We start from the raw sequence: 24684 nt of genomic DNA on the forward strand, positions 1-24684 counted from the left end.
CTATCCCCCGGATCGATAAGCGGACTCCTGGACGTCGGTGATGAACATGTGCCCCGGCGCGTGGGTGATGGCGAACGGGAGCGCGCCGATGGCGGCCTGCGGGGTGACGCCGCAGGCCCAGAAGACCGGGATCTCGCCGGGCCGGACCTCGGCGGCGTCGCCGTAGTCCGGCTGGTCGATGTCCTTGATTCCCAACGCTTCCGGGGCGCCGACGTGCACGGGCGCGCCGTGGACCGCGGGCAGTGCGGCGGTCACCTGGACCGCCGCGGCCACCAGCGCGGCCGGGATGGGACGCATCGACACCACGAGCGGACCACTGAGCCGTCCGGCCGGGCGGCACGGTCTGTTCGTCCGGAACATCGGCACGGTCGTGCCCTGTTCGGTGTGCCGCATCGGGATCCCGGCCGCGGTCAAGGCGGCCTCGAAGGTGAAGCTGCAGCCGATCAGGAACGTGACCAGGTCGTCGCGCCAGACGTCGGTGACGTCGGTCGGTTCGTCGACCAGGTCGCCGTCGTGCCAGACGCGGTAGCGGGGCAGGTCGGTGCGCAGGTCGGCGTCGGCCAGGTGGGTGCGGGTCGCGCCCGGGTCGGTGACGTCGAGCAAGGGGCACGATTTCGGGTTGCGCTGGGCGAACAGCAGCACGTCGTAGGCGTCGGCGCGGGGGACGGCGATCAGGTTGGCCTGGGCGTAGCCGTCGGCCAGGCCCGAGGTGGTTCGCGCCACGCCGGTGCGGAAGGTCGCGCGGGCTTCTCGCGGGTCCATGTCTCCTCCACTTAGGACAGTTCGCGGTCGCGGGTCTCGGGCAGGCCGAGCAGGGCGACGATGGCCAGGCCGTAGGCGAGCGCGCCGAAGGCCATCGCGCCGCCGATGCCGAAGCTGCCCGCGAGCAGGCCGATGACGGCGGGGAAGAAGGCGCCGACCGCGCGGCCGAAGTTGTAGGTGAAGCCGGGTCCCGCGCCGCGGGCGCGGCTGGGGTACAGCTCCGCCAGGTAGGCGCCGAACCCGCTGAAGATCGCCGACGAGCAGAAGCCGAGCGGGAAGCCCAGGTACATCACATACCCGGACGCCGACGCGGGCAACTGCGTGTAGAGCAGCAGGAGTACGGCGCTGAGGACCGCGAAGAGCTGGAACGAGGGCTTGCGGCCGATCCGGTCGGTGAGGTGGCCGCCGGTCAGGTAGCCGAGGAACGCGCCGGTGATGAGGAAGGCGAGGTAGCCGCCGGTGCCGATCACGGTGAGGCCGCGCTGCTTGCTCAGGTACGTGGGCAGCCAGGTGGCCAGCGTGTAGTAGCCGCCCTGGCAGCCGGTGGCCAGCAGCGCGGCGAACGCGGTGGTGCGGATCAGGTCGCGGCGGAAGATCGCCCGCAGCGACCCTCGGGCGGCGGACTTCTGCTCGGTGAACACGGGCGCGTCCTCGACGCCGCGGCGCAGGTAGAACACCAGCAGGGCGGGCAGGGCGCCGGTGATGAACAGGATCCGCCAGGCCAGGTCGGCGTCGACGAAGTGGAACACCACTGTGTAGGCGATCACCGCCGCGCCCCAGCCGACCGCCCATGAGCTCTGGATCACCGAGACGACCCGGCCGCGGTGGCGGGCCGCGGTGTACTCGGCGACGAGGATGGCGCCGGTCGCCCATTCGCCGCCGAAGCCGAGGCCTTGCAGTGCGCGCAGGGCCAGCAGTTGCTCATAGTTCTGGGCGAGGCCACATAGCGCGGTGAACACGGCGTAGGTGACGACAGTGATCATCAGGGTGCGGACGCGGCCGATGCGGTCGGCGAGCACGCCAGCGATGACGCCGCCCAGCGCTGAGAACACCAAGGTCGCGGTGGACAGCAGACCGGTCTGGCCGGTGGTGAGCCCGAAGCTCGCCGCGATGGCGGCCAGGCCGAGCGGCAGCACCCAGAAGTCGTACGAGTCGAGGCCGAAGCCCAGGAACGCGCCGACGAAGGCCTTGCGGCCCTTGGGCGGTAGTGATCGGTACCAGCCGGTCTCAGCCTGGTCGGTGCGCGGCACGGTCATGGCTCCCCCTTCGGCGGATTGTTCACTTGTTCACATGTCGTATTGTTGAGTGTGAGGATTGTTCAACAATATGACAATCCGACAAACGGATGATTCACTTGTTGAACAATCCAACGATCGGAGGCGGCGCGTGGCGGCGGAGGATGTCAAGCGGGCGAGCATGTTGGCCCGCAGGCTCGGGCAGGGACGCTCCAGCGCCGCGGAGGTCGCCGCGGCCGCACTGCGTGACCTGATCATGGAAGGCGCGCTGCCGCCGGGTACGCGGATCACCGAGGAGTCCTTCATGGGCCCGCTCGACGTCTCCCGCAACACCCTGCGCGAGGCGTTCCGGCTGCTCACCCACGAACGCCTGCTGGTGCACAAGCTCAACCGCGGCGTCTTCGTCCGCAGCCTGTCCCGCGACGACGTCGCCGACCTCTACACCGTCCGCCGCATCCTGGAGTGCGCCGCGATCAAGTTCGCCGACGCGCACGGCTCGCAGGTCCTGCAGGCGGCTGTCGAGCGCGGTGAGGAGGCCGCCGACGGCGGCCTGTGGACCGATGTCGGCACCGCCAATATCCGCTTCCACCAGGCCATCGTCGGCCTCGTCAGCAGCCCCCGGCTCGACGAGGTGATGCGCCAGGTCGGCGCCGAACTGCGCCTGGGCTTCCACGAGATGGGCGACCCGCAGACGCTGCACGAGGGTTACCTCAAGCGCAACCGGGACATCGTCAAGAAGGTCAACAAGAACGACCTCAAGGGCGCCGAGGACCTCCTGCGGTCCTACCTGGACGACGCCGAGCATGAGATGTTCAACGCATTTACGCAGCGAGACGAGAAACTGGCCAACTAGGGTCACGTCTCGTGAGGACGACACGATGACGCCACTGGAGGCCGCCGGGATCGTGCTGGCCGGGGTGTTCGCCGGCGGCATCAACACCGTCGTCGGCTCGGGCACGCTGGTCACGTTCCCCGCGCTGCTGGCCGTCGGCTTCCCGCCGGTCGTGGCCAACGTGTCCAACACGCTCGGCCTGGTCCCCGGATCGGTCACCGGCGCCATCGGCTACCGCCGCGAACTGGCGGGCCAGTTGCCCCGGCTGCTGCGCCTGGGCACCGCATCGCTGGTCGGCGGGGCCGTTGGCGCGGTGCTGCTGCTCGTCCTGCCGCCCGGCGCGTTCGAGACGATCGTGCCGGTCCTCATCGGACTCGCGCTCGTCCTGGTCGTCGTGCAGCCGTGGCTGTCCCGCAAGCTCTCCGAGTGGGAACGCCACGAGCACGGCGGTGTCGCGCTGTTCGCGGGCGTGTTCGCCGCGGGCGTCTACGGCGGCTATTTCGGTGCGGCGCAAGGGGTTCTGCTGGTCGGCCTGATGGGCATCCTGATGACCGAGACCCTGCAGCGGATCAACGCGGTCAAGAACGTGCTCGCCGCCGTGGTCAACCTCGTGTCCGGCGTGATCTTCGCCTTCGTCGCCGAGGTCGCCTGGGACGCGGTCGCGCTGATCGCGGGCGGCGCAATCGTCGGCGGCATGATCGGCGCGAAGGTCGGCCGCAAGCTGTCGCCGACGGTGCTGCGCGGGGTGATCGTCGTCGTCGGTGTCACCGCGATCGTTCAACTTCTGGTCAGGTGACGGCGTGCCCGCCAGGACACGCCGCCACCCGGTCGCCTAGCGGGGGAACGACCCCGCCGCCGCGAGGAACACGTCGTTCTCCTCCGGCGTGCCGATCGTGACCCGGGCACCATCGCCCGCGAACGCGCGAACGATCACCTTCTGCCCGAGGCAGTGCTCGTTGAACGCCGCCGTCCGCTCGCCCAGCGGCAGCCACACGAAGTTCGCCTGCGTCTCTGGCACGTCGTAGCCCAACTCGGTGAGCGTCGCGCGCACCCGGCCGCGCTCGCCGACGATGTCGCGGCACCTGGCCAGCAGCTCGTCCTCGGCCTCCAGCGACGCCATGGCCGCGACCTGCGCGATGGCGTTCACCGCGAACGGCACGAACGCCTTGTTGACCGCCGCGATGACCACCGGGGGCGCCACCAGGTAGCCCACCCGCAGGCCCGCGAGCCCATACGCCTTGGAGAACGTGCGCAGGACCGCCACATTGTCCCGGCCCGCCGCCCACGCAGCCTTGGCGACGTCCACGCCGTCGGGGACCTCGGGGTCGTCGACGAACTCGCCGTACGCCTCGTCGATGACGATCAGCACGTCATCCGGCACGGCCTCGATGAACCGGTCCACGGCGTCGCGGCGGTGCGCGGTGCCGGTGGGGTTGTTGGGGTTGCAGAAGTAGATGAGGCGCGTCTTGGGTGTGATGGCCGCGAGCATCGCGTCGAGGTCGAGGAAATGGTCGTCGGTCAGCGGCACGCGCGCCTGCGCGGCGCCGACGACTTGGGTCAGGATCGGGTAGGCCTCGAACGAGCGCCACCCGAACATGACCTCGTCCTCGGCGGTGCAGGTCGCCTGGATCAGTTGCTGGCACAGGGTCACCGAGCCACAGCCGATGGCCACCTGGTCGGCGGCCACCTCCAGCTTGCGCGCCAACTGGGCGACCAGTTCGCCGGACCCGCTGTCGGGGTAGCGGTTGATCTGGGTCGCGGCCTGAGCGATCGCGGCGACGACGCTCGGCAGCGGGCCAAGCGACACCTCGTTGCTGGCGAGTTTGATCGCGCCCGGGATGGACCTGCCCGGGACGTAGTCCGGCAGGGCCGCCAGGTCGGGGCGGGTACGGACACTCATCGGAGCTCCTCGTCTTCCACGGTGGCGGCGACGCTGCCGCTGGGTCCGAACCTATCCCGACACCCGGGGTGAGCGGGTGATCACGTTGACGAGGACACACCTACCCGTGGTTGGGTTGACATATGGCCCAGACCCATACCGAGGACATCCGGCTGGACGACGGCCGTGAACTGCGCCTGACCTACGCCGAGCCCGACGGTGTCACCCGCGGTGGGCTCGTGGTCCTGCACGAGGCGCGCGGCATCACCGACACGGTGCTCGCCATGGTCGCGGGCCTGGCCGCCGAGGGGTGGCTCATCGTGGTCCCGCACCTCTACGTCGGCGGGTCGGCCGAGGTCGACCACGAGGCCGCCAGAGACAAGGTGAGCGAGCTGTCCGGCGAGTCCGTGCTGGCCGCCACCGACATCGCGTTCGCCTGGCTGGCCAAGCACTCGGTGAACCCGGACCGGATCGGCGTCATCGGCTTCGAACTCGGCGGCGCGGTGGCCCTGGTGGTCGCCGCGAGCCGGACCATCGGCGCCGCGGTCACGGTGGCGGGCGGCGGCATCGTCGAGCCGCTGTCGGCCGGGCTGCCTGCGCTGATCGAGGTCGCCGGCGATCTGCGCTGCCCGTGGCTCGGCCTCTACCGAACCGAGGGCGACGACATCACCGAACCCCAGGTCGAGAAGCTGCGCGACGCCGCGGCCGCGGCCAAGGTGGCCACCGACGTGGTCCGCTTCGCCTTCGAGAGCGGCGGCTTCGAGGCGTGGCAGCGGGCACTGAACTGGTTCGACGCACACCTGCGCTGAGCTTTCGCCCAGCGCAGGTGCTTCGGCGTCAGACCGCGACAGCCATCTCCAGGATGTCGGCGCCCACGGTCAGCTCCGGCTCGGTCTTCTCGCGCACCTCGTCGACGCTGACGCCCGGCGCGGTCTCCCGCAGCACGAGCCCGTCGGCGGTGATGTCGATGACCGCGAGGTCGGTGATGATGCGCTGGGCGACCTTGAGGCCGGTGTAGGGCAGCGAGCACTCGTTGACGATCTTGTAGGAGCCGTCCTTGGCCACGTGCTCCATCAGCACGACAACGTGCTTGGCGCCGTGGACCAGGTCCATCGCGCCGCCCATGCCCTTGACCATCTTGCCGGGGATCATCCAGTTGGCGATGTCGCCAACCTTCGACACCTGCATCGCGCCCAGGATCGCCGCGTCGACCTTGCCGCCGCGGATCATCCCGAACGACGTGGCGGAGTCGAAGTACGACGCGCCCTTGCGGACGGTGACGGTTTCCTTGCCCGCGTTGATCAGGTCGGGGTCTTCCTCACCCTCGAACGGGTAAGCGCCGACGCCGAGGATGCCGTTCTCGGACTGCAGCACGATCTCGATGTCGTCGGACACGTAGTTCGGGACCAGCGTCGGCAGGCCGATGCCCAGGTTGACGTACGAGCCGTCGGACAGCTCGGCGGCGGCGCGCGCGGCCATCTGCTCACGGGTCAGTGCCATCGTCAGGCCTCCTGCTTCGGACGGACGGTACGACGCTCGATGCGCTTGTCGGCGGCTTGCTCGGGTGTCATCGGGACGACCCGCTGGATGAAGATGCCCGGCAAATGGACCTCACCGGGGGCGATGTCGCCGGGTTCGACCAGCTCCTCCACCTCGGCGATGCTGATCTTTCCCGCCATCGCGCACAGCGGGTTGAAGTTCTGCGCGGAGTCCCGGAACACGAGGTTGCCGTGCCGGTCCCCCTTCCAGGCGCGGACCAGGCCGAAGTCGCACACGATCGCGCGCTCGAGCACGTAGTCCAGCCCGTCGAACTCCCGAACCTCCTTGGCAGGCGACGCGATCGCGACGTTGCCCTCGGTGTCGTACTTCCACGGAACCCCACCATCGGCGACCTGCGTGCCCACCCCGGTCCGGGTGTAGAACGCGGGAATCCCGGAGCCGCCCGCGCGCAGCCGCTCGGCCAGCGTGCCCTGCGGGGTCAGCTCGACCTCCAGCTCACCGGTCAGGTACTGGCGGGCGAACTCCTTGTTCTCCCCGACATACGAACTGGTCATCCGAGCGATCCGCCGGTCGCGCAGCAGCAGCCCCAGCCCCCACTCGTCGACCCCACAGTTGTTGGACGCCACGTCCAGCCCGGTGACCCCGGTCTCGTGCAACGCCTGGATCAACACGCTCGGGATCCCGCACAACCCGAACCCGCCAACGGCCAGGCTCGCGTTGTCCGGAATGTCGGCGACCGCATCGGCGGCGCTGCGGACGACTTTGTCCATGTGTGCCCCTCCTTCTGGGTGTGGCGATTTCGACTCTAGCGGGGGCCGCTGGAGTGTCTATGTGGCCGAACACCACGATCCGGCGACGCTTTCGTGTCCACCGACTATGTGGCCCTTGACCTGCTGTTTCCCTGCCCCCAGGGGGGCGTTTTGCTTGGGCCGTCCCACCCTGTGTAGTCTTACCGCCGAGCGGCTTGGGGCTCCCCGGGAGGCTTCGCCTAGTCTGGTCTATGGCGCCGCACTGCTAATGCGGTTTGGGGTTACCCCCCATCCCGGGTTCAAATCCCGGAGCCTCCGCTGTACCACCCAGCCCGCTGGGTGATAACTGAACACGCGCCCGTAGCTCAACGGATAGAGCATCTGACTACGGATCAGAAGGTTAGGGGTTCGAATCCCTTCGGGCGCACCACTCGAAACCGCAGAGAGACCTCGTCTAGCTGCGGTTTCGTCTATGTTCGGATATTTTCACTCCGCTTGCTCTCGCTGTCGGACCCCTTTGGGTGCCCGAGCGTTTCTCTGGGTGCCCTAGGAATGAGCCAGCTAGGCCGCAGATCCGCGCCGTCCGCCGGTCGCTGGCCAGTCGTTGGCTGGTCGACTTTAGGTGCGTCGCCTGAGCTCACTGCCGACGCCAAGGACGACTGTCAAGCGCAGGCCGCCGCCCTGCAGCCACCCTGCCGGGAACCAGTCGTCGTGCATGCACGTCAGGTTCGGTTCAGTCCCCCACCCGGCCGGTGTCGTACGCCCACATCGCGATCTCGACCCTGTTCCTGGCGCCGATTTTGGTCAGCAGGCTGGCGACGTGGGTCTTGGCGGTCGTCAAGCCGATGAATAGCTCGGCGGCGATCTCGGCGTTCGTGCGGCCACGGGCGACCAGCGCCAGCACCTCCTCCTCGCGGTCGGTGAGCGGATCGATCGGTTGGGTACGTCGTTTCGACGGTTCCCTGGCGGCCAAGGTGGACAGCAGCCGCCGGGTGATGTTCGGCGCGATCAGGGCATCGCCGACGGCGGCGGCATGCACGGCCTGGACGAGGAGCTCCGGCCCGGCGTCCTTGAGCAGAAAGCCTCGGGCGCCTGCCCGAAGCGCGCCGTGGACGTACTCGTCGAGGTCGAAGGTCGTGATCACCACCACCGCCATCGGGTCCGGGACGCCCCGCCCGGCTAGGAGCTCGGTCACCTCGATGCCGTCGAGCCCGGGCATCCGGATGTCGACCAGGCACACGTCGGGGCGGAGCCGATGCGCCAGCTCGACGGCGGCGTGGCCGTCGGCGGCCTGGCCGACGACCTCGATGTCGGGCTGCGCGTCAAGGATCATCGACAGGCCGGTGCGCACCAGATCTTGGTCGTCGGCCACCAGCACGCGCACCGTCATCGGCGTACCTTCGTCGGCAGTTCGGCGTCGACCGCCCACCCGCCCTCGGGCGCGGGCCCGGCACGCAGCGTGCCGCCGAGCAGCTGCACGCGCTCGGTCATCCCCAGCAGCCCGAAGCCGTGGTTCACCGACCGTGCCGGGTCGATCTGTCCGTCGTCGGTCACACGTAGTCGCAGCCTTCCCGCGCCCTCTACGACCCGGATCTCCACACGCGAGGCGTTGCGGGCGTGCCGCAGGGCGTTGGTCAGCGCCTCTTGCGCCAGCCGGTAGACCGCCGCGTCGACCTGGAGCGGAAGTTCGTCCAGGTCATCTGGCAACTCCACGTCGACGACCGGGACCGGGTCGCGGCGGGCGAGGGACACCAGGTCGGCAACGCCGGGCTGGGGGGCGTACTCCGCAGGCGCTCCGTCGCGCAGCACCCGGACCATCGCCCGCATCTCCGCGAGCGTCCGCGACGCTTCCCCTTCGATGGCCGCCAGCGCCTCGAGCGCCGCTTCAGGTCGCTGCCCGGACATCGCCCGGCCCGCCTGCGCCTGCACAACGATCGCCAAGACGTGGTGGGCGACCATGTCGTGCAGCTCGCGCGCGAGGCCGACCCGCTCCTGGCTGCGGATCTGGCCCAACGCCCGGCGCCAACTCTCGGCGCGGTAGCGGAACGCCGCTCCGCCCGCCGCCGCCGCCGCCAGGACGGCGAACCCGCCGAAGAGCTCGGTCGGCCCGGTGTAGTCGGTCGCAATGCTGAATACCGCGGCGACCGCCACCACCGCCAGCCCGATCACGATCTCGCGCCCTGAGCCCCAGCGGACCAGCGCGTAGACGAGCACCAGGATGTAGACCATCGTGTTCAGGCCCACGCCCGGGATCCCGCCCAGCAGGCTCGCCAGTCCCAACGCCATACCGGTGCCGAAGCCCACCACGACGCAGACCAACGGGTGGGTACGCCGCCACAGCAGCACCGGCGCGAGCCCGACCGCCACGATCGTCACGACCAGCCGCCAGGTGACGTCCTCTCGGAGGGTTCCTTCGAGCAGCGCCGTCACCATCAACACCCCGACCAGCACCCAGTCGCGCGACACCCGTTCGGGAGCGTCCGTGGCGCGGGGCTCGGCCCACAGCGAACTCAGGGCGTTGGTAATCACACACCCAGCCTAGGGACCGCCGAGGCGTCGGGTACCGACCGAAAGAACGAGACGCCGCTCCTCCCACCGAACGAGGCGGGTCCGGCCTCGACGCCGATGTGCCAGCCGCCGGGCTCGGAGATCGTGGACCTACCGATCCGCACCACGACAACGGAGCCCCTGATGAGAACACGTCAACCCACCACCACACTGGAAGACCCGCGGATCCCGGTGAGAGCCAAGCTCGCCGCAGCGTGGACAAGCTTCATGTTCCTGTACGCCTATGTGGACATCATCGCCTTCTTCAAGCCCGGCGTCGTCAAGGACATCCTGGCCGGCGTCGTCTTTGAGTTCGACATCAACCAGACGTTGTTGACCACCTTCATCGCGCTCATGGCGATCCCGATCTTCATGATCGTGCTGTCGATGACGCTGCCCGCCCGGGCGAACCGCATCACGAACCTCATCGTGGCCTCGGTACAGATCCCCTACGCGGCATTCAACGTGGTGGGCGAGTCCTGGACTTACTTCTACGGCCTTGGCTTCGCACTGGAACTGATCCTTCTCGCCCTCATCCTGCGGTGGGCCTGGACCTGGCCCCGCACCGCACCGTCGGCGACCATGGCGACCAGCCCGGACCGTGAAACCGTTCGCGCCCAGCGGCAAGCGTGAACCCAAGAGCAGTCCCCGTCCTGTTCGGAGCCAGCTGCCTCGGTGCCGCGGTGTGGGCCTCCTGACGGTGGGCACCAACTACCACTGGGACGTCGCGTAGGGGCCTTCCAAGGCCCCTACCGGCAGGTCAGATGCGCACACAGGCCCGCCAGTCCCCACCGAACACCCAGGGAGGTCCCCGGTCATGATCCAGGCACACCAGCTCACCAAGCGCTACGGCGACAAGACCGCCGTGCACGCCCTCAGCTTCACCATCGCGCCCGGCACCGTCACCGGGTTTCTCGGTCCCAACGGTGCGGGCAAGTCCACGACCATGCGGTTGATCATGGGACTGGACCGGCCGACTTCGGGCACCGTCACGGTCAACGGCAAGCCCTACGGGCAGCACCGTTCCCCGCTGCGGGAGGTCGGCGCCCTGCTCGACGCCAAGGCCGTGCACCCCGGCCGCAGCGCCCGCTCGCACCTGCGCACGATGGCCGCCACCCACAACATCAAGACCTCCCGCGTCAGCGAGGTCATCGAGATGACCGGCCTGGCCGGGGCCGCGACCAAGCGCGTCGGCGGGTTCTCCCTCGGCATGAGCCAACGCCTGGGCATCGCCGCCGCACTCCTGGGTGACCCCCGAACGCTCATCCTCGACGAGCCGGTCAACGGGCTCGACCCCGAGGGCGTGCAGTGGGTTCGGCAGCTGGTTCGCGACCTGGCCGCCGAGGGACGGACCGTGTTCCTGTCCTCGCACCTGATGAGCGAGATGTCCCAGACCGCCGACCAGCTCCTCGTGATCGGCCGCGGTCACATCATCGCCGCAGGCTCGGTCCAACAGGTCATCGACTCCGTCGCCAGCGGCGCTGTGCGGGTGCGCTCCCCGCGCGTCGGCGAGCTCGCCGCCGCCCTGGCCACCGACGGTGTGACCATCACCGCTCCGGAGGCCGGGACGATCGAGGTCAGCGGGACCACCGCGGAGCACGTCGGCAAGGTCGCCTTCAGAAACGGGCTGCCGCTGTACGAGTTGTCCCCGCGCCGCGCCAGCCTCGAAGAGGCGTACATGAACCTGACCCACGACGCGGTCGAGTACCGCTCCGAGCCCACCACCGCCCGACCCACCCCCACCGGGAAGGGCCAGAACCGATGAGCACCCTGACCGCCGACCCCCCGATGACCTCACCCGCCGCGCAGGTGCATCCCACCTTCGCGGGGGTCATGCGCGGGGAGTGGATCAAGCTGCTGTCCCTGCGCTCGACCTGGTGGGCGCTGGCCTCCACCGCCGCGGTGATCACGCTGGTGGCCCTGGCCGCCGCCATGTCGCTGAGCGCCATGACCGACGACCCCACCCGGGCCCCGGGCATCGAGCAGATGCATGGCGCCGAGGTCATCGCAGGCGGCTTCCACTTCGGCATGCTCACCATCGCCGTCCTCGGCGCCCTGCTCATCACCGGGGAATACGCCACCGGCATGATCCGCTCCACGTTCGCGGCAGTCCCGACCCGGATCCCCGTCCTTGGCGCCAAAGCCCTCACCCTGGTCGTCCTGACCGCCGCCGTGACCCTCGTCAGCGTGACCCTGTCCTACTTCGTCACCATGCCGCAGCTCTCGCAGTACGACCTTGTCCCAGCGCTGGACGACCCGGGCACCTGGCGCGTGTTCGGCGGCACCCTCTACTCCCTCATCGCCGCCGCCCTGTTCTCCCTCGGCATCGGCACGCTCCTTCGCTCCACCGCTGCCAGCGTGACCGTTGCCCTGACAGTCCTGCTGCTGCTGCCCGGCACCCTCAGCTTCATCAGCCTGGACTGGGTAGAGACCATCGTCAGCTACCTACCGCTGCCTGCGTCCTCAGCGTTGCTCACCACCGGAGCAGCCGAGACGCAAGGTGCCTACCTCTCCACACAGGCGAGCCTGATCGTGATGGCCGCCTACGCTGTCGTCCCCATCGCGGCGGCCGCCGTCACGCTGCACCGACGCGACGCCTGACGCCGTGCATCTCGGTTCCCCCCAAGGAGCTGAGCACGACGACCGGGGTGCGCGGAGCCGCCGTTCGTCGGCGCTGTCGAGTGCCGCGCGCACGTCCAGCGTCGCGTTGCGGTCCTTCAACTCGGGCGCCCTCTCAAAGTCCGGATTCACCACATCCGGGGCCCGGAGGCCGACAACCTTTTCGGCGTGCCGCGGCGTCCTCCTTGTGTCGAGGGGAGTCCGGATGGACGGCGAGGGGAAGTTCCGCCAGTTCGTGGCCGCGCGGCAGGACGCGTTGTTGCGGACCGCGTGTTTGCTCAGTGGGGACTGGGCCAGCGCGGAGGACCTGGTGCAGACCACGTTGACGAAGACCTATCTGGCGTGGGGGCGGATCACCGATCACGAGGCGGCTGACGCCTACGTTCGGCGGGTCATGGTGAATACGGCGACGTCGTTGTGGCGGCGGAAGTGGCGGGACGAGCGGCCGACCGAGGTATTGCCTGAGGTCGTCCAGCCGGATTTCACCGATCGGATGGCGTTGAGTCAGGACCTCTGGGCCGAGGTGCGCAAGCTGCCCGCGCGGCAGCGGGCCGTGCTGGTGTTGCGGTTCCACGACGACCTGTCCGAGGCCGCCACGGCCGCCGCGCTGGGGGTGTCGGTCGGGACTGTGAAGAGTCAGACGTCGCGGGCGCTGGGGGCGTTGCGCGGTCGTGTCGAACCGGTGGACGCAAAGGGGAGCGTGACCCGATGAGCATCGAGGAGAACCTGCAAGAGGCACTGGCCGCACGGGTGGCCGTGGTGCCGGACACGGTTGACCTGGCCGACAGCGCGATCGCCGGGGGGCGGCGGATCCGTAGGCGTCGGGCGATGGTGGCGATCACCGGGTCCGTGGTGGCTGTGGTCGCGGCGGCGCTCGTGGTGGTGCAGGTGGCGCGGCAGCCGGTGGCGGTGGTGCCCGCCGATCCGACGTCGATCTCGGTGGCGCCCGCTCCTGGATCGCCTCGGCCCAGGTTGGATCTGGTCGACGGGCTGGTGCTTCGGCGGGCAGGCGGGGGGCAGGTCGCGCTTCCGGCCGTGGCGGACATGCGGGTCGCCGACGCGGTTCGGGTCGTAGGCGGGTGGTTGCTCACCTATCAGCGGGTCGACAGCCTGCAGGGGCACAGCGTGGTGCTCGTTCGGGAGGACGGCAGTAGCGCGCCCCTCGGCCAGGCGCCGGACACCGCGGTCGTCGTTGACCGTGATGGGAAGCGGGCCGTGGTCCAGTTCTGGAACGGGAGCTATCAGGACGGGACCCAGGTAGCGAACGCCGTGGTGGTCGAGTTTCCGTCGGGCACCGTGGTGGCGCGAACCCCACTGCCCGCCGGTGATCAGTCCATGGTGGTGCGGGCCTGGTCGGGGGACCTGGTTGTGCTTGCCCGGGTCAGCGGGGACTTCGGTGCGGTGCCGGTCGACGCGTGGAATCCGGCGCGGGGCGCGTTCGTGGTTTCTCCTGTGCTGAAGGAGTTCGCGATCCTGGGGCGGTTCGGCGCGGCGGGTCACCTGCTGGCGATGGTCTCGGACACCGACTCACAGGATGCCTGCCTGGTCGAGGTCGATCCGGCAGCCGAGTTCGCGGTGCTGCGCAAGGTCTGTCGCGTCGGTCTGGCCTGGGAGCCGCCGCCTGTCTCCAACGATGGGCAGTACCTGCTTTGGCAACGCGGCACCGAGTGGATCGCCCACGCCGACTTGCTCACCGGCAGCGGCTGGAGCAAAGGGCTCGGCACCATGGACATCTTCGACTCACCGGACTTCTACTGGGAGACCGAGACCGCGGTGCTGATCGCGGGCCATCGGGGACTCGGCCTGCTGCGGTGTCACGTCGACGGATCGCCATGCGAGCGGGCGACGCTGCCCGGGGTGGATACGGAGAAGTCGGTCGTCGTGCGACGGCCGTGAGCGACGCTCCGGTCCTGGGTGCGATCTTGTCTCCCCTTGTCGGGCTGTGTCCCAGGTGGTCCACAGGCCTGTGGACCACCTGGGGATCGACCGACTCACCGACCGGGCAGCCCAGGGGCGGCCTCCACATCCGCGATAAAGATCTCCCCGGCCACCGAGTTCCGGCCGACGACCGCGGCGGCTTCGGCGGACAGGAGCCTGCCCGCCACGTCCGGGTCGCAGCCGAGCCTGCCCAGGCGGGCGCGGATGGCGGCGGAGGAGCGTTGGCGGGCGGTGGCGAGTTCGCGGATGGCGTCGACCGCCGGTGTCGAGGGTGGGTACCTCAGCCAATCCGCGTGCAGCACGGCGTCGTCGGCCGGGGTCCAGCGGGCGTGGGAGTTGCCGACGCGAGTCCGGGTCCGTTTGCCCTCGAAGGTGGCGATGGCGGTCAGGGCGGTGCGGACAAGGTCCGCCGCGGCGGTCGCGCCGCCTGGCGGGAGGCGGACTTTCCCCTCGGCGACTATGTCGCCGGATTCGGCGGCGCCGATGAGTTCGAGGTCGACCGCGGTGCCGTCGTCGACCGCGGTGAGAGCGTAGGTGACGCCGTTGACGGTGCTGTTGTATTCCAAGGTGAAGGCCATGAGGTCACGTTACGTGCCCGTGTCGACACGCGTCGCAAGTTATCCACAGGCTAGGGCGTGGTTGAGAAGTGGCGCACGCGATATCCGCGCCGAGGCGGCCCCTGACGGCACGGCCGGATTCGCCCGAATACGCCCGGTAGGAGGGCGATCCGGCCGCACCGCCAGGAGCCACCTCGATCACGGATCTCACGTACGCCACTTCTCAACCACGCCCTACTGCTTGCGGTGGCGGCCGATCCGGTGTGCGGGCTGCTCGACTTCGGCGGGCTCCAAGTCGTCGGCGTGATCTTCGCGCAGGATGGCGGTGAGTGTCTGGTTGGCTCGGCGCAGGCGCCAGATGATGAACGCCGCGAACAGCGCGGCTGTCACCACCCACAGTGCCGTCGCCATACCAATCACCTGCCTTATGCCCTATGACAAGGCTCCCACCCGGCAGGCCGCGACGCACGAACTTGACCGACGTTGCCGGTCCGGATCAACGGATTCCGCCCCTTCGGAGCAATCCGGACACTGTCCGTGACTGTCGACTCAGGGCAGTTCGGCGCCGATCGCCTCGGCGGGCGTCGGGTGGACGGGGCCGGGGGCGGGGTGGCGCGGCAGGGTCTCGCGGGCGGGCAGCCAGATCAGGGCGGCCACGATGAGCAGGGCACCCGTGGCCAGGAACGAGGCGGTGTAGGACAGCTGGTCGGCGAGCACGCCCGCGATGATCGGGCCCAGGATCGCACCGATGTCGGCGACCATCTGGAACGCCGCGAGCACCTGGCCGCCGCGGGCGTTGCTGCCGATCACGTCGGCGACCGCGGCGCTCTGCGGCGGCGAGAGGATGCCCGTCCCGAGCCCGGCGACGGCGGTGAGCAGCATGAACACCGGGACCGACTCGGTGTAGCCGACGGCCATGGTGGCCAGTCCGGCCACGACGAGTCCGATGAGGACCGGCGGTTTGCGGCCCCAGCGGTCCGACAGCCTGCCCGACACCATCAGCATCGCGACGTTGCCCGCCGCGAACACCGCCAGCGCGGTCCCGGCGAACGAGTCCTCGCGGTCGAGCACCTCGGTGATGAACAGCGGGACCAGCGACACGCGTACACCGAACGCCGCCCAGCCGTTGGCGAAGTTCGACGCCAGCGCCGCCCGGAAGCCGCTGTCGCGCATCGCGGTGCGCAGCGGCAGCTCAGGGTGCGGGTTCTCGCCTGCCTCGGCGATCAGGGTCGACCCGCGCAGTGACAGCCAGACGATCAGGATGGCCACGACCAGCGCCGCGGCGTAGGCGATGAACGGCGCGCGCAGCGAGATCGTGATCAGCCCGCCGCCGACCAGTGGGCCGACGACGGTGCCGAGCAGGAAGCTGGTGCCCCACAGGCCGGTCGCCTTGCCGCGCACGGTCGGTGGCGTCAGGTGCACCAGGAGGGCGACCCCCGACACGGTGAACATGGTCGAGCCGATGCCGCCCAGCGCGCGGACGGTGACCAGCTGCCAGTACTCGTCGGCGAACGCGCAGGCGCCCGTGCTGACCGCGACGATCATCAGGCCGGTCAGGTACACCTTGCGCTCGCCGATCCGGCCGAGCAGCGCGCCCGCGGCGGGCGCGAAGACCAATCGGGCCACCGCGAACGCACTGACCACGATGGACGCCGCGGTCACGCTGACGTCGAAGCTGCGGGCGAAGGTGGGCAGGGCGGGCGCGACCAGGCCGAAGCCGATGGCGATGACGAAGTTGGCCGCGACCAGCACCCAGACTTCACGGGGGAGGGTCTCGGGCCGATCCAACGCAGACACCGTCACCCGAGACCGCCCCCAAGAAGTTGTTAGCTGCGCGAACTATATGTCGGAGTCACCCGATCGGGTAACTAGTTTCCGAGCCCGCGCATTCCGTCATCCGACATCGCGTCGACGGAACGCCGTGACACCCGCGCCGAAGAGCACGACCGCGGTCCCCGCGAGCCAGAGCAACGGCGTCGCGGTGAACTCCGCCCCCGGGATCCTCGGCACGTGGGTGAACGGCGAGATGTCGAGAACCGACTGGCTCAACTGGACCGCCGGGCCGAACAGCGTGATCAACGCGAACAGTGCGACCGCGCCCCATGCGACCGTGGTGACCTGGGGCAGCAGCCCGAACAGCAGCGCCGCGACGCCGCCGGCCACCCACACCGCGGGCAGCTGCGCGAGCGTTCCGGCCACGATCCCGCCGACCTGGCCCAGGTCGCCGATCCGCAGCCCGTGCGCCAGCCCCATCGCCAGTCCGGCGCCGCCCAGCAGCACCGCCGAGCCGATCACCGCGAACGCGAGATGGCTGCCCACCCACACCACCCGGCCTGCCCCGGTGGCGAGCACGGGTTCGGCGCGCGCGGCGGTCTCCTCCGACCGCGCCCGCAGCGCCGCCTGCACCGCGTACATCGCGGTCACGATGCCGATCAGCTGCGCGATCGCCGCGATGAACGAGTCGACCAGGCTCCGCGCCCCGCCCATCCGCTCCATGATCTCCCGCACCTGGTCGCTGGTGCCGACCAGATCGCTGATGCCGTTGGCGATCGACCCGAACACCGCCGCGACGATCACCGCGCCGACGGTCCAGCCGATGAGCGCGCCGCGCTGCAGCCGCCACGCCAGGCCGAGCGGGCTCGACAGCGACGCGGGCGCGGTCGCCGGACCCAGCCGCGCCGGGAACAGGCCCGCGCCGAGGTCGCGACGGGGCACCAGCGAGTACGCCACCGTCAGGATCACGCCCGCGACCAGGACGACCAGCCCAAGCGGCCACCAGTTGTCCGCGACGAACGGTTTGGCGCGCTGCGGCCAGGCCAGCGGCGAGAACCAGGACACCCAGGACAGCGACGCCGTCGAGTCGCCGACCGCGCGGACCAGGAACGCGCCGCCCAACACCGCGCACGCGATCCCGTTGGCCGAGCGCGCGTATTCGGTCAGCTGGGCGGTCACCGCAGAGATCGCGGTGAACACCAGACCGGCGCCCGCGACGCCGAGTCCGAGCAGGAACGAGCCCGACGCGGGCAGCCCGGCCCCGACCAGACCGAGCGCCGCGGCGAGTCCGATCACGACGTTCGCGCCTGCCGCGACCGACACCGCCGCCGTCAGCGCCGCGTAGCGGCCGACCACCGCCGACCCGATCAGTTCGAGCCTGCCGCTGTCCTCCTCCGCGCGTGTGTGCCGGGTGACGGTGAAGACGCTCATCAACGCGGCGAAGAGAGCCAGGAACAGCCCGTACCGCCACGCGGTGAACCCGCCCGCGGTGGTCAGGTCGTACGCCGGTCCGTAGATCACCGCGATCGACGGGTTGGCTCCCGCGCCCGCGCTCAGCGCCACCCGGGACGCGGCGTCGGGATACAGCTGGTCGTAGGCCGCGACGGTGCTCGCGGGGGTGAGGCCGAGCAGCACGATCCAGATCGGCAGGATGATCCGGTCGCGGCGCAGTGCCAGCCGGATGAGCGGCCATGTCCCGGTCATCGGGCGACTTCTTCCTGGTAGTGACGCAGGAACAGCTCTTCGAGCGTCGGCGGCTGACTGGTCAGCGCGCGCACGCCGGAGTAGGTGAGCGCCTTGAGCGCGCCGTCGAGTTCCCGGGTGTCGACGTCGAAGGACACGTGGTTCCCGTTGACCTTCACGTCGTGCACCCCCGCGAGCGCGGCGATGCCGTTGGGCGGGGTGGCCAACTCGGCGGTGATCGCGGTGCGGGTCAGGTGGCGCAGCTCCGACAGCGTGCCGGTCTCGACCGTGCGGCCCGCGCGGATGATGCTGACCCGGTCGCAAAGGGTCTCCACCTCGGCGAGGATGTGGCTGGACAGCAGCACCGTGCGCCCCCGGTCGCGCTCCTCCTCAATGCACTCCTGGAACACCGCCTCCATCAGCGGGTCCAGCCCGGAGGTCGGCTCGTCGAGCACCAGCAGTTCCACGTCCGAGGCCAGCGCCGCGACCAGCGCGACCTTCTGCCGGTTGCCCTTGGAGTAGGTGCGGCCCTTCTTGCGCGGGTCGAGGTCGAAGCGTTCCAGCAGGTCGGCCCGGCGGCGCTGGTCGAGCCCGCCGCGCAGCCTGCCGAGCAGGTCGATCACCTCGCCGCCGGACAGGGTCGGCCACAGCGAGACGTCGCCGGGCACGTAGGCCAGCCTGCGGTGCAGGGCCGTCGCGTCCTTCCACGGGTCGCCGCCGAGCAGCGTCGCGGTGCCGGAGTCGGATCGCAGCAGGCCGAGCAGGACGCGGATGGTCGTGGATTTGCCCGATCCGTTGGGGCCGAGGAAGCCGTGGACCTCCCCGGTCCGCACCGTCAGGTCGAGCCCGTCGAGCGCGCGGGTCCGGCCGAAGGTCTTGACCAGGCCGGACACCGAGATTGCGGTTGTCATACTTCAGAAGCTACTCTTATTTCACAAACTTGTGAACATTAAGAACTCGTAAGGGTGGCATGAGAAGGTGGGCCCGTGACCGAGAGATCCCAAGACGACGCGGTGGCCAGGTTCGTGGAGCGGTTCGCCCTGCTGCTGGCCGACGCGGGCATGGCGCGCATGCCCGCGCGAGTGTTCACCCGCCTGCTCGCCACCGACTCCGGCCGGATGACGGCGGGTGAGCTGGCCGAGGCGCTCAACGTCAGCCCGGCGGCGATCTCCGGCGCGGTCCGCTACCTCGACCAGGTCCATCTTGTCCACAAAGGACGGGAACCCGGCGAGCGGCGCGACCACTACGCGGTGGACGACGACACCTGGCTGGACGCGATCACCAACCGCGACAAGCTCTACGACACGTGGAACGCCGCGCTCGGGGAAGGCGCCGAGGCGCTGGGCACCGACACGCGCGCGGGCAAGCGCATCGGCGACACGCGGCGGTTCTTCGAGTTCCTGCAGAAGGAGACCCCGCTGCTCATGGAGCGCTGGCGTGCCCAGGAAAAGGGCCGTTGATGCGCGCGACAGTCGCCACCGCAGCCCTGCTTCCCGTGCTCGCCGCCCAAGGCCTGATGCTGCGCCGCACCATCCCGCGGCTGCCCGGTGCGGACGGTCCCACCACCGGGACCGCGGGGTCCGGCGACCCGCTGCGCCTGGCCGTCCTCGGCGAGTCGACCGCGGCAGGCGTCGGCGCCCGCACCCACGCGGTCGGACTCGCCGGCAGGCTGGCCGACGCCGTCGCCGCGCGCGGGCACGCCGTGCGCTGGCAGGTCTCGGCCCGGATCGGCGCCAACGCCCACGTCACCCGAACCGAACTGGCCGACGCGCTAGACCCGGCCGACGTCGTGCTGGTCGTGCTGGGCGTCAACGACGTGATCGAGTTCCACTCGGCCGCCCGCTGGACCCGCGACCTGCTGCGGCTGAGCATCGACCTGCGCGCCCGCCACGGTCGGATCGTGTTCGCCGGAGTGCCGCCGATGGACCGCTTCCCGGCGCTGCCGCGTCCACTTCGGACAGTCCTGGGACTCCGCGCGGCCGAACTCGACGCGGCGGCGGCGCGGATCGCTCGGCGGGTGCCGGGCGTGGGTCACGTGCCGCTGCCCGGTGAACTCGTCGACGGCGGGCTGTTTTGCGCCGACCGTTTTCACCCATCTGAGGCGGGGTATGCGCTGTGGGCCGACGGCCTGGCCGAGACGGTCAGCGCTCGGCCGCGCGGACCAGCTTCTTCGTCAGCGCTTCGATGAACTTGTGCACGCCCAGCCGCAGCACCGCGCCCGTGCCGGGCAGCCGCTCGCCGAAGCTGCCGCGCCACACCAGGTCCGTGCCGCCGCCTTCGCGTGGGGTCAGCGTGATCTCGGCGGTGTAGTCGCGCAGCGGGCCAGGCGTGCGCAGGGCGTAGCGGTGGCGGCGGTCCTGTTCGTACTCCAGCGTCTCCTCGCGGACCAGGACCGGCTTGTGGCCCAGCAGCCGCACCGCGCCCACCCCGGCGGGCGCCGGGTCGCCGATGCGCTCGATCGCCGAGTACGACACCAGCGGTTTGGCCCACTCCGACCAGCGGGCGCCGTTGGCGACCAAGGCGAAGATCGTGGCGGCGTCCGCGGTGCTGCGGGCGGTCACCTCGAAGGCGAAGGTGGTGCGGCTGTCGACCATGCGCCACATCGTGACATCGAACGGTGGCATCCGCGTAGCCTCGTGCCATGACCTCTGGGGTGAATGACGTCACGGCCCTGGCCGACGAACTGCTCGACGTGCTGTTCGACGCGGAACCGCTCGGCGCGAGCCTGATGGGCGTGCCCGGCTACGACGACCGCCTGGCCGACCCGTCCGAGGAGGCCGAAGTCGCGCTCCGCGCCAAGTGCGCCGACATCGCCACCAGGGCCGAGGCGTCCGACGACGTCACCGCCCAGGTCACCGCCCAGCAGGCCAGGGCCACCATCGACCGGATCGACGCCCGCCAGGTCGAGTACACGATCACCGACCTGTTCAACGGCGCCGCGTCGTCGCTGCTGACCTTCCTGCCGATGGTCTCGCTGCCCGACGCCGAGCACGCCCGCGACTACGTGACCAGGCTGCGCGCGATCCCCGGCCACCTCGACGGGCACCTCGACCGGCACCGCGCGGGCATCGTCGCGGGCCGGGTGCCGGTGCGCAGGCTCGTCGACAACGCCATCGCCCAGCTCGACCGCTACCTCGCCGACGACAACGACCCGCTGCTTTCGCACAAGCACGACGACAGCGCCGCCGAGCGCGCAAAGGCCGTGGCCGAGGTCGTGCGCCCGGCGTTCGCCCGATACCGGGCCGCGCTCGCCGACGAGATCGCCCAGCACGGGCGCACCGACGACCGGCCTGGCCTGTGCGCGCTGCCCGACGGCGACGCGATCTACGCCGGGCTGTCACGGGTGCACACCACCACCGACCGCACCCCCGACGACCTGCACCAGACCGGCCTCGACCTGATCGCCGGGCTGCGCGCGGAGTACGCCGAGATCGGCGGCCGCGTCTTCGGCGTGTCCGACCAGGCCGAGATCTTCCAGCGGCTGATCAGCGACCCGGCGCTGCGCTGGCGCGACGCCGACGAGCTGCTCGGGCACGCCCGGTCGGCCATCGAGCGGGCCGAGGCGGAGGCACCCAAGTGGTTCGGCAGGCTGCCGGGGCAGCGCTGTCAGCTGGAGCCGGTCCCGGCCGCCCAGGCGCCCGGCGCGCCCGCCGCCTACTACATGCAGCCCGCGCTCGACGGGACCCGACCGGGGATCTACTACGCCAACACCGACCGCGCCCACGAGCGCGACCGGTTCACCTCCGAGGTCACCGCGTTCCACGAGGCCGTGCCCGGCCACCACTTCCAGCTCACCATCGCCCAGGAGCTGACCGGCCTGCCGCTGCTGCGCAAGCTGGCCGACGTCAACGCCTACGCCGAGGGCTGGGGGCTCTACACCGAGCGGCTGGCCGAGGAGATGGGCCTGTACTCCGGCGACGTCGACCGGCTCGGCATGCTCGCCATGGACTCCCTGCGCGCCGCGCGGCTCGTGGTCGACACCGGGCTGCACTCGAAGGGCTGGAGCCGTGCGCGGGCGGTGGCCTACATGCGGGAGAACACCCCGGTGTCGGACCTGGAGATCAGCAACGAGGTCGACCGCTACATCGGCTACCCCGGCCAGGCACTGTCCTACATGGTCGGACGGCTGGAGATCCAGCGCATCCGCGCCGCGGCGACCGCCCGGCTCGGCGACCGGTTCGACATCCGGGCCTTCCACGACCTGGTGCTCGGCGGCGGCCCGCTGCCGCTGTCGGTGCTCGACGAGGTCGTCACCGCCTGGCAGGGCTAGGGGTCACACCGCTAGATTCGCGCGGCGCTTTCCACGATCTCCTGGGCGGCGTCGGCGGTCAGCGGCTTCGGGGTGGCCGGGCCGCCCGCGAGGTCGCTGGTCACGACCAGCAGCGAGATCTCCTTGTCGCTGAGGGGAACGGCCAGCACGGTGACCTCGGCGTCCGACGCCTCACACGCGGCGTCGGCGACCTTGGGTGTGACCTTGACGGTGACCACCACGGCCGGATCGCCGTCGACCTCGGTGGCACTGCTCCTCGGTGCCCCGACCTGGCCGCCCGGATAGAAGCGCTCGCCGAACGCCTTGGCGAAGGTGGCCGCCGTGGGCTCCGGGTTCAGGCGCTGCTCGGACTTGCTTCGCGCCGCCGCGCTGACGGCGAACGACCTTGTGTAGGTGTTGTTACCGCATTGATATGCGCCGTAGGCGGCGGTTCCGCCGAACTCGACGCCGAGTACCTCGACGGTTCGGTCACTGGTCTTCCAACCGTCCGGGACCTGGTAGCCCAGCCGGGCCCGCGGATTGTCGATCCGACCCGGTTCCGGCGCCGATGTCCGGGTCGACGTGGGAGTTTGGCTCGCAGTCTGGCTCGGCCGGGTGCTCGGTGGGGCGGAGACGGGCTCCGGGGTACCGCCATTCCGGTTCAGCAAAACGATAGTGATCACAGTGGCGACAATGATCACGATCGCGGTGACACTGAGGATTGCGGGCAATAACGAGCGACCCCTGGTCGGGGATTCGCCGAATCCCGCAGATGTCGGAAACCCGCTATCAGTGGGTTGGTCCCGCAGCGGGTCGTCGTTGTGCCAGCCGCTCACCGGCTGACGATAACCCGGCCCCGACCTCGGTGGACGTGGTTTCGGAGAGTGTCCTAGTTGGACAGGGTCACCTGATGGAGTAGTTGCCAAATCGGAATGTGACCCCATTGAGGGACTAGGTACAACGCTCGGTAGAGTCCGCCGCACTGATCTACGGTGATCACCCCATTCGGGTGAGTTGATCTCCGGCAGTCGGTGGCGGCGGACTTCTGGGCGAATCCGCGCGCATCCAGCAGTCCAGGATTGACGTCGGATCCGTTCAAGGAGAGTCATGGGCCGTTCCTCCCTCCGCCGCGCCGGTGTCGCGATCGCCGCCGCCGCAGCCACCCTCACGCTGGCCGCGCTTCCCGCGGCCGCCGACCCCGTCGTCGGGCGCGTCCAGCACGAGCCGAAGGCTGAGGGCTGGGAAGTCAACATGGGCGGTGGCAACCTCGGCGAGATCCAGCCGACGCTGTTCACCCTCAAGCTCAACGACGGCTCGACGCTGCGTGTCTACTGCGTCGAGATCCACGTCAACCTCAACCACGACGAGGACATGGTCGAGGTCCCGTGGGACGAGTACCCCGTGCAGGACTCCCCGTTCCACCTGAACCGCGCGAAGGTCAACTGGGCGCTGCACAACGGCTTCCCGGGCAAGACGCTGGCCGAGCTCAACGCCATCCCCGGCCTTGAGTGGAGCGAGGACGGCCTTGAGGAGCGCGAGGCCATCTCCGCGACCCAGGCCGCGGTGTGGCACTTCAGCGACGACGTCGACCTCAACCAGAAGAACCCGACGCCGACCCGCGAAGACGCCGAGAAGGATGTCCTCGCGCTCTACAACTACCTCGTCGGCGAGGCCAACGTCGGCATCGAGGACCAGCCCACCCCGGCGCTGGAGGTCAACCCGGACGCCAAGAGCGGCGAGGCGGGCAAGCTCGTCGGCCCGTTCACCGTCAGCACCAACGGCGGCATCACCGAGATCGTGAAGAAGCTGCCCGAGGGTGTCTCGCTGACCGACAAGGACGGCAAGGAGATCGCCGCCGGTGACATCAAGGACGGCACCGAGCTGTACCTGAAGGTCCCGGCAGGCGCCGCCGCCGGCTCTGGCGAGTTCCAGCTCAAGGGCGAGTCCAAGCTCGACACCGGCAGGCTCTTCGTGGTCGAGAACCGCGACAAGCGCGGCCAGTCGCTGATCGTGGCCGACTCGCAGCTGATCAAGGTCGAGGCGGGCGCCAAGGGCGACTGGAAGGTCGCGCCGACCACGCCGCCGAGCACCACCACGACCACGACCACCACGGCGCCGTCGACCACCACCACGACGACGGCCCCGCCGGTCACCACGACCACCACCCCGGTCCCGCCGGGCAGCGACCTGCCGGACACCGGTGCCTCGATCCTGCTGCCGGTCCTGATCGGTGTCGGACTCGTGGGCGCGGGCACCGGCGCGGTGCTCTACCAGCGCCGCCGCCGCTCCGCCTGATAGCGCACTGAGCTGAGCCCCTTCCGGCTGGTCCGGAAGGGGCTCACTCATCTGCGGCGCCGAGTC

At 70.1% G+C, this 24684-nt stretch carries 26 protein-coding genes and 2 tRNA genes; 14 read left to right on the plus strand and 14 right to left on the minus strand.

Going from position 1 to position 24684, the window contains the following annotated elements:
* Positions 1-762: a putative hydro-lyase gene (locus BN1701_RS27645; protein WP_054053623.1), complete on the minus strand. Its 762-nt coding sequence runs from the start codon at positions 760-762 to the stop codon at positions 1-3.
* 11 nt (positions 763-773) lie between these two features.
* A complete protein-coding gene (locus tag BN1701_RS27650) occupies positions 774-2018 on the minus strand; it encodes an MFS transporter (RefSeq protein WP_054053626.1) in 1245 nt (414 codons plus the stop codon).
* Between the two features lie 130 nt (positions 2019-2148).
* On the opposite strand from BN1701_RS27650, the gene BN1701_RS27655 reads away from it, so the two are divergent.
* Complete coding sequence (locus BN1701_RS27655) at positions 2149-2850, plus strand: GntR family transcriptional regulator (protein WP_369800630.1); 702 nt, start codon at positions 2149-2151, stop codon at positions 2848-2850.
* Positions 2851-2875: 25 nt separating this feature from the next.
* Complete coding sequence (locus BN1701_RS27660) at positions 2876-3625, plus strand: sulfite exporter TauE/SafE family protein (protein WP_054053628.1); 750 nt, start codon at positions 2876-2878, stop codon at positions 3623-3625.
* A 36-nt stretch (positions 3626-3661) separates the two neighbouring features.
* Here the strand turns inward: BN1701_RS27660 and hisC are convergent, their stop codons facing one another.
* Positions 3662-4729 carry a histidinol-phosphate transaminase gene (gene hisC, locus BN1701_RS27665; protein WP_054053631.1) on the minus strand — a complete coding sequence of 356 codons (1068 nt, stop codon included), beginning with the start codon at positions 4727-4729 and terminating at the stop codon, positions 3662-3664.
* A 122-nt stretch (positions 4730-4851) separates the two neighbouring features.
* Between hisC and BN1701_RS27670 the strand changes: the two genes are divergently transcribed.
* Complete coding sequence (locus tag BN1701_RS27670; protein ID WP_054053633.1) at positions 4852-5517, plus strand: dienelactone hydrolase family protein; 666 nt, start codon at positions 4852-4854, stop codon at positions 5515-5517.
* Positions 5518-5545: 28 nt separating this feature from the next.
* Here the strand turns inward: BN1701_RS27670 and BN1701_RS27675 are convergent, their stop codons facing one another.
* Positions 5546-6208: a CoA transferase subunit B gene (locus BN1701_RS27675; RefSeq protein WP_054053635.1), complete on the minus strand. Its 663-nt coding sequence runs from the start codon at positions 6206-6208 to the stop codon at positions 5546-5548.
* A 2-nt stretch (positions 6209-6210) separates the two neighbouring features.
* The gene (locus BN1701_RS27680) at positions 6211-6978 is read right to left on the minus strand and encodes a CoA transferase subunit A (protein ID WP_054053636.1); all 768 of its coding nucleotides are present in this window, start codon (positions 6976-6978) and stop codon (positions 6211-6213) included.
* Between the two features lie 207 nt (positions 6979-7185).
* Here BN1701_RS27680 and BN1701_RS27685 point away from each other — a divergent pair.
* Together BN1701_RS27685 and BN1701_RS27690 are read left to right on the plus strand one after the other, a co-directional pair.
* A tRNA-Ser gene (locus BN1701_RS27685) sits at positions 7186-7275 on the plus strand.
* Between the two features lie 36 nt (positions 7276-7311).
* Positions 7312-7387: transfer RNA gene (locus BN1701_RS27690), tRNA-Arg, on the plus strand.
* 303 nt (positions 7388-7690) lie between these two features.
* Here the strand turns inward: BN1701_RS27690 and BN1701_RS27695 are convergent.
* Together BN1701_RS27695 and BN1701_RS27700 are read right to left on the minus strand one after the other, a co-directional pair.
* The gene (locus tag BN1701_RS27695; protein WP_054053638.1) at positions 7691-8347 is read right to left on the minus strand and encodes a response regulator transcription factor; all 657 of its coding nucleotides are present in this window, start codon (positions 8345-8347) and stop codon (positions 7691-7693) included.
* The gene (locus tag BN1701_RS27700) at positions 8344-9486 is read right to left on the minus strand and encodes a sensor histidine kinase (RefSeq protein ID WP_054053641.1); all 1143 of its coding nucleotides are present in this window, start codon (positions 9484-9486) and stop codon (positions 8344-8346) included. Before BN1701_RS27700 ends, BN1701_RS27695 begins: the two co-directional genes overlap by 4 nt.
* Before the next feature lie 210 nt (positions 9487-9696).
* On the opposite strand from BN1701_RS27700, the gene BN1701_RS27705 reads away from it, so the two are divergent.
* From BN1701_RS27705 to BN1701_RS27725, 5 genes are all read left to right on the plus strand, one after another.
* Positions 9697-10137 carry a DUF6326 family protein gene (locus BN1701_RS27705; protein WP_231949730.1) on the plus strand — a complete coding sequence of 147 codons (441 nt, stop codon included), beginning with the start codon at positions 9697-9699 and terminating at the stop codon, positions 10135-10137.
* A 184-nt stretch (positions 10138-10321) separates the two neighbouring features.
* Complete coding sequence (locus BN1701_RS27710; RefSeq protein WP_054053643.1) at positions 10322-11269, plus strand: ABC transporter ATP-binding protein; 948 nt, start codon at positions 10322-10324, stop codon at positions 11267-11269.
* Complete coding sequence (locus BN1701_RS27715) at positions 11266-12105, plus strand: ABC transporter permease subunit (protein WP_054053645.1); 840 nt, start codon at positions 11266-11268, stop codon at positions 12103-12105. Before BN1701_RS27710 ends, BN1701_RS27715 begins: the two co-directional genes overlap by 4 nt.
* A 223-nt stretch (positions 12106-12328) precedes the next feature.
* The gene (locus BN1701_RS27720) at positions 12329-12835 is read left to right on the plus strand and encodes a SigE family RNA polymerase sigma factor (RefSeq protein ID WP_054053647.1); all 507 of its coding nucleotides are present in this window, start codon (positions 12329-12331) and stop codon (positions 12833-12835) included.
* Positions 12832-14019 carry a hypothetical protein gene (locus BN1701_RS27725; protein ID WP_054053649.1) on the plus strand — a complete coding sequence of 396 codons (1188 nt, stop codon included), beginning with the start codon at positions 12832-12834 and terminating at the stop codon, positions 14017-14019. The genes BN1701_RS27720 and BN1701_RS27725 overlap by 4 nt, the downstream gene beginning before the upstream one ends.
* 95 nt (positions 14020-14114) lie before the next feature.
* Here the strand turns inward: BN1701_RS27725 and BN1701_RS27730 are convergent, their stop codons facing one another.
* From BN1701_RS27730 to BN1701_RS27745, 5 genes are all read right to left on the minus strand, one after another.
* Complete coding sequence (locus BN1701_RS27730; protein WP_054053651.1) at positions 14115-14639, minus strand: hypothetical protein; 525 nt, start codon at positions 14637-14639, stop codon at positions 14115-14117.
* Positions 14640-14852: 213 nt separating this feature from the next.
* The gene (locus BN1701_RS36065) at positions 14853-15029 is read right to left on the minus strand and encodes a hypothetical protein (RefSeq protein WP_157368253.1); all 177 of its coding nucleotides are present in this window, start codon (positions 15027-15029) and stop codon (positions 14853-14855) included.
* A gap of 138 nt (positions 15030-15167) precedes the next feature.
* Positions 15168-16415, minus strand: a complete 1248-nt coding sequence (locus tag BN1701_RS27735; RefSeq protein WP_197672252.1) for an MFS transporter — start codon at positions 16413-16415, stop codon at positions 15168-15170.
* A gap of 96 nt (positions 16416-16511) precedes the next feature.
* The gene (locus BN1701_RS27740; RefSeq protein ID WP_054053654.1) at positions 16512-18095 is read right to left on the minus strand and encodes an ABC transporter permease; all 1584 of its coding nucleotides are present in this window, start codon (positions 18093-18095) and stop codon (positions 16512-16514) included.
* Positions 18092-18985 (minus strand): ABC transporter ATP-binding protein, encoded by an 894-nt coding sequence (locus BN1701_RS27745; RefSeq protein ID WP_054053657.1) that lies wholly within the window; start codon positions 18983-18985, stop codon positions 18092-18094. Before BN1701_RS27745 ends, BN1701_RS27740 begins: the two co-directional genes overlap by 4 nt.
* 75 nt (positions 18986-19060) lie before the next feature.
* On the opposite strand from BN1701_RS27745, the gene BN1701_RS27750 reads away from it, so the two are divergent.
* Positions 19061-19534 (plus strand): GbsR/MarR family transcriptional regulator, encoded by a 474-nt coding sequence (locus BN1701_RS27750; protein ID WP_054053659.1) that lies wholly within the window; start codon positions 19061-19063, stop codon positions 19532-19534.
* Positions 19534-20262, plus strand: a complete 729-nt coding sequence (locus BN1701_RS27755; RefSeq protein WP_054053660.1) for an SGNH/GDSL hydrolase family protein — start codon at positions 19534-19536, stop codon at positions 20260-20262. The genes BN1701_RS27750 and BN1701_RS27755 overlap by 1 nt, the downstream gene beginning before the upstream one ends.
* Here BN1701_RS27755 and BN1701_RS27760 read toward each other — a convergent pair.
* Positions 20216-20698 (minus strand): SRPBCC family protein, encoded by a 483-nt coding sequence (locus BN1701_RS27760; RefSeq protein ID WP_231949731.1) that lies wholly within the window; start codon positions 20696-20698, stop codon positions 20216-20218. The two genes, BN1701_RS27755 and BN1701_RS27760, sit on opposite strands and share 47 nt — an antisense overlap.
* Before the next feature lie 17 nt (positions 20699-20715).
* Here BN1701_RS27760 and BN1701_RS27765 point away from each other — a divergent pair, with 17 nt between their 5' ends.
* Positions 20716-22344 (plus strand): DUF885 family protein, encoded by a 1629-nt coding sequence (locus tag BN1701_RS27765; RefSeq protein ID WP_054053663.1) that lies wholly within the window; start codon positions 20716-20718, stop codon positions 22342-22344.
* 11 nt (positions 22345-22355) lie between these two features.
* Here the strand turns inward: BN1701_RS27765 and BN1701_RS27770 are convergent, their stop codons facing one another.
* Positions 22356-23006 carry an APA family fibronectin-binding glycoprotein gene (locus BN1701_RS27770; RefSeq protein ID WP_157368254.1) on the minus strand — a complete coding sequence of 217 codons (651 nt, stop codon included), beginning with the start codon at positions 23004-23006 and terminating at the stop codon, positions 22356-22358.
* A 424-nt stretch (positions 23007-23430) separates the two neighbouring features.
* Here BN1701_RS27770 and BN1701_RS27775 point away from each other — a divergent pair, with 424 nt between their 5' ends.
* Positions 23431-24618, plus strand: a complete 1188-nt coding sequence (locus BN1701_RS27775; protein ID WP_067520909.1) for a thioester domain-containing protein — start codon at positions 23431-23433, stop codon at positions 24616-24618.
* The last annotated feature ends 66 nt before the right edge of the window (positions 24619-24684 follow it).

Source organism: Alloactinosynnema sp. L-07 (genome assembly GCF_900070365.1).
Taxonomy (GTDB): domain Bacteria; phylum Actinomycetota; class Actinomycetes; order Mycobacteriales; family Pseudonocardiaceae; genus Actinokineospora.

Excerpts from the sequence above, each read along its gene's own strand:
- BN1701_RS27670 (WP_054053633.1), top strand. The coding sequence starts at position 4,852 with ATGGCCCAGACCCATACCGAGGACATCCGGCTGGACGACGGCCGTGAA.
- BN1701_RS27695 (WP_054053638.1), bottom strand. The coding sequence starts at position 8,347 with ATGACGGTGCGCGTGCTGGTGGCCGACGACCAAGATCTGGTGCGCACC.
- BN1701_RS27680 (WP_054053636.1), bottom strand. The coding sequence starts at position 6,978 with ATGGACAAAGTCGTCCGCAGCGCCGCCGATGCGGTCGCCGACATTCCG.
- BN1701_RS27745 (WP_054053657.1), bottom strand. The coding sequence starts at position 18,985 with ATGACAACCGCAATCTCGGTGTCCGGCCTGGTCAAGACCTTCGGCCGG.
- BN1701_RS27725 (WP_054053649.1), top strand. The coding sequence starts at position 12,832 with ATGAGCATCGAGGAGAACCTGCAAGAGGCACTGGCCGCACGGGTGGCC.
- BN1701_RS27775 (WP_067520909.1), top strand. The coding sequence starts at position 23,431 with ATGGGCCGTTCCTCCCTCCGCCGCGCCGGTGTCGCGATCGCCGCCGCC.
- BN1701_RS27755 (WP_054053660.1), top strand. The coding sequence starts at position 19,534 with ATGCGCGCGACAGTCGCCACCGCAGCCCTGCTTCCCGTGCTCGCCGCC.
- BN1701_RS27765 (WP_054053663.1), top strand. The coding sequence starts at position 20,716 with ATGACCTCTGGGGTGAATGACGTCACGGCCCTGGCCGACGAACTGCTC.
- BN1701_RS36065 (WP_157368253.1), bottom strand. The coding sequence starts at position 15,029 with ATGGCGACGGCACTGTGGGTGGTGACAGCCGCGCTGTTCGCGGCGTTC.
- hisC (WP_054053631.1), bottom strand. The coding sequence starts at position 4,729 with ATGAGTGTCCGTACCCGCCCCGACCTGGCGGCCCTGCCGGACTACGTC.
- BN1701_RS27715 (WP_054053645.1), top strand. The coding sequence starts at position 11,266 with ATGAGCACCCTGACCGCCGACCCCCCGATGACCTCACCCGCCGCGCAG.
- BN1701_RS27660 (WP_054053628.1), top strand. The coding sequence starts at position 2,876 with ATGACGCCACTGGAGGCCGCCGGGATCGTGCTGGCCGGGGTGTTCGCC.
- BN1701_RS27740 (WP_054053654.1), bottom strand. The coding sequence starts at position 18,095 with ATGACCGGGACATGGCCGCTCATCCGGCTGGCACTGCGCCGCGACCGG.
- BN1701_RS27675 (WP_054053635.1), bottom strand. The coding sequence starts at position 6,208 with ATGGCACTGACCCGTGAGCAGATGGCCGCGCGCGCCGCCGCCGAGCTG.
- BN1701_RS27760 (WP_231949731.1), bottom strand. The coding sequence starts at position 20,698 with ATGCCACCGTTCGATGTCACGATGTGGCGCATGGTCGACAGCCGCACC.
- BN1701_RS27645 (WP_054053623.1), bottom strand. The coding sequence starts at position 762 with ATGGACCCGCGAGAAGCCCGCGCGACCTTCCGCACCGGCGTGGCGCGA.
- BN1701_RS27730 (WP_054053651.1), bottom strand. The coding sequence starts at position 14,639 with ATGGCCTTCACCTTGGAATACAACAGCACCGTCAACGGCGTCACCTAC.
- BN1701_RS27720 (WP_054053647.1), top strand. The coding sequence starts at position 12,329 with ATGGACGGCGAGGGGAAGTTCCGCCAGTTCGTGGCCGCGCGGCAGGAC.
- BN1701_RS27650 (WP_054053626.1), bottom strand. The coding sequence starts at position 2,018 with ATGACCGTGCCGCGCACCGACCAGGCTGAGACCGGCTGGTACCGATCA.
- BN1701_RS27710 (WP_054053643.1), top strand. The coding sequence starts at position 10,322 with ATGATCCAGGCACACCAGCTCACCAAGCGCTACGGCGACAAGACCGCC.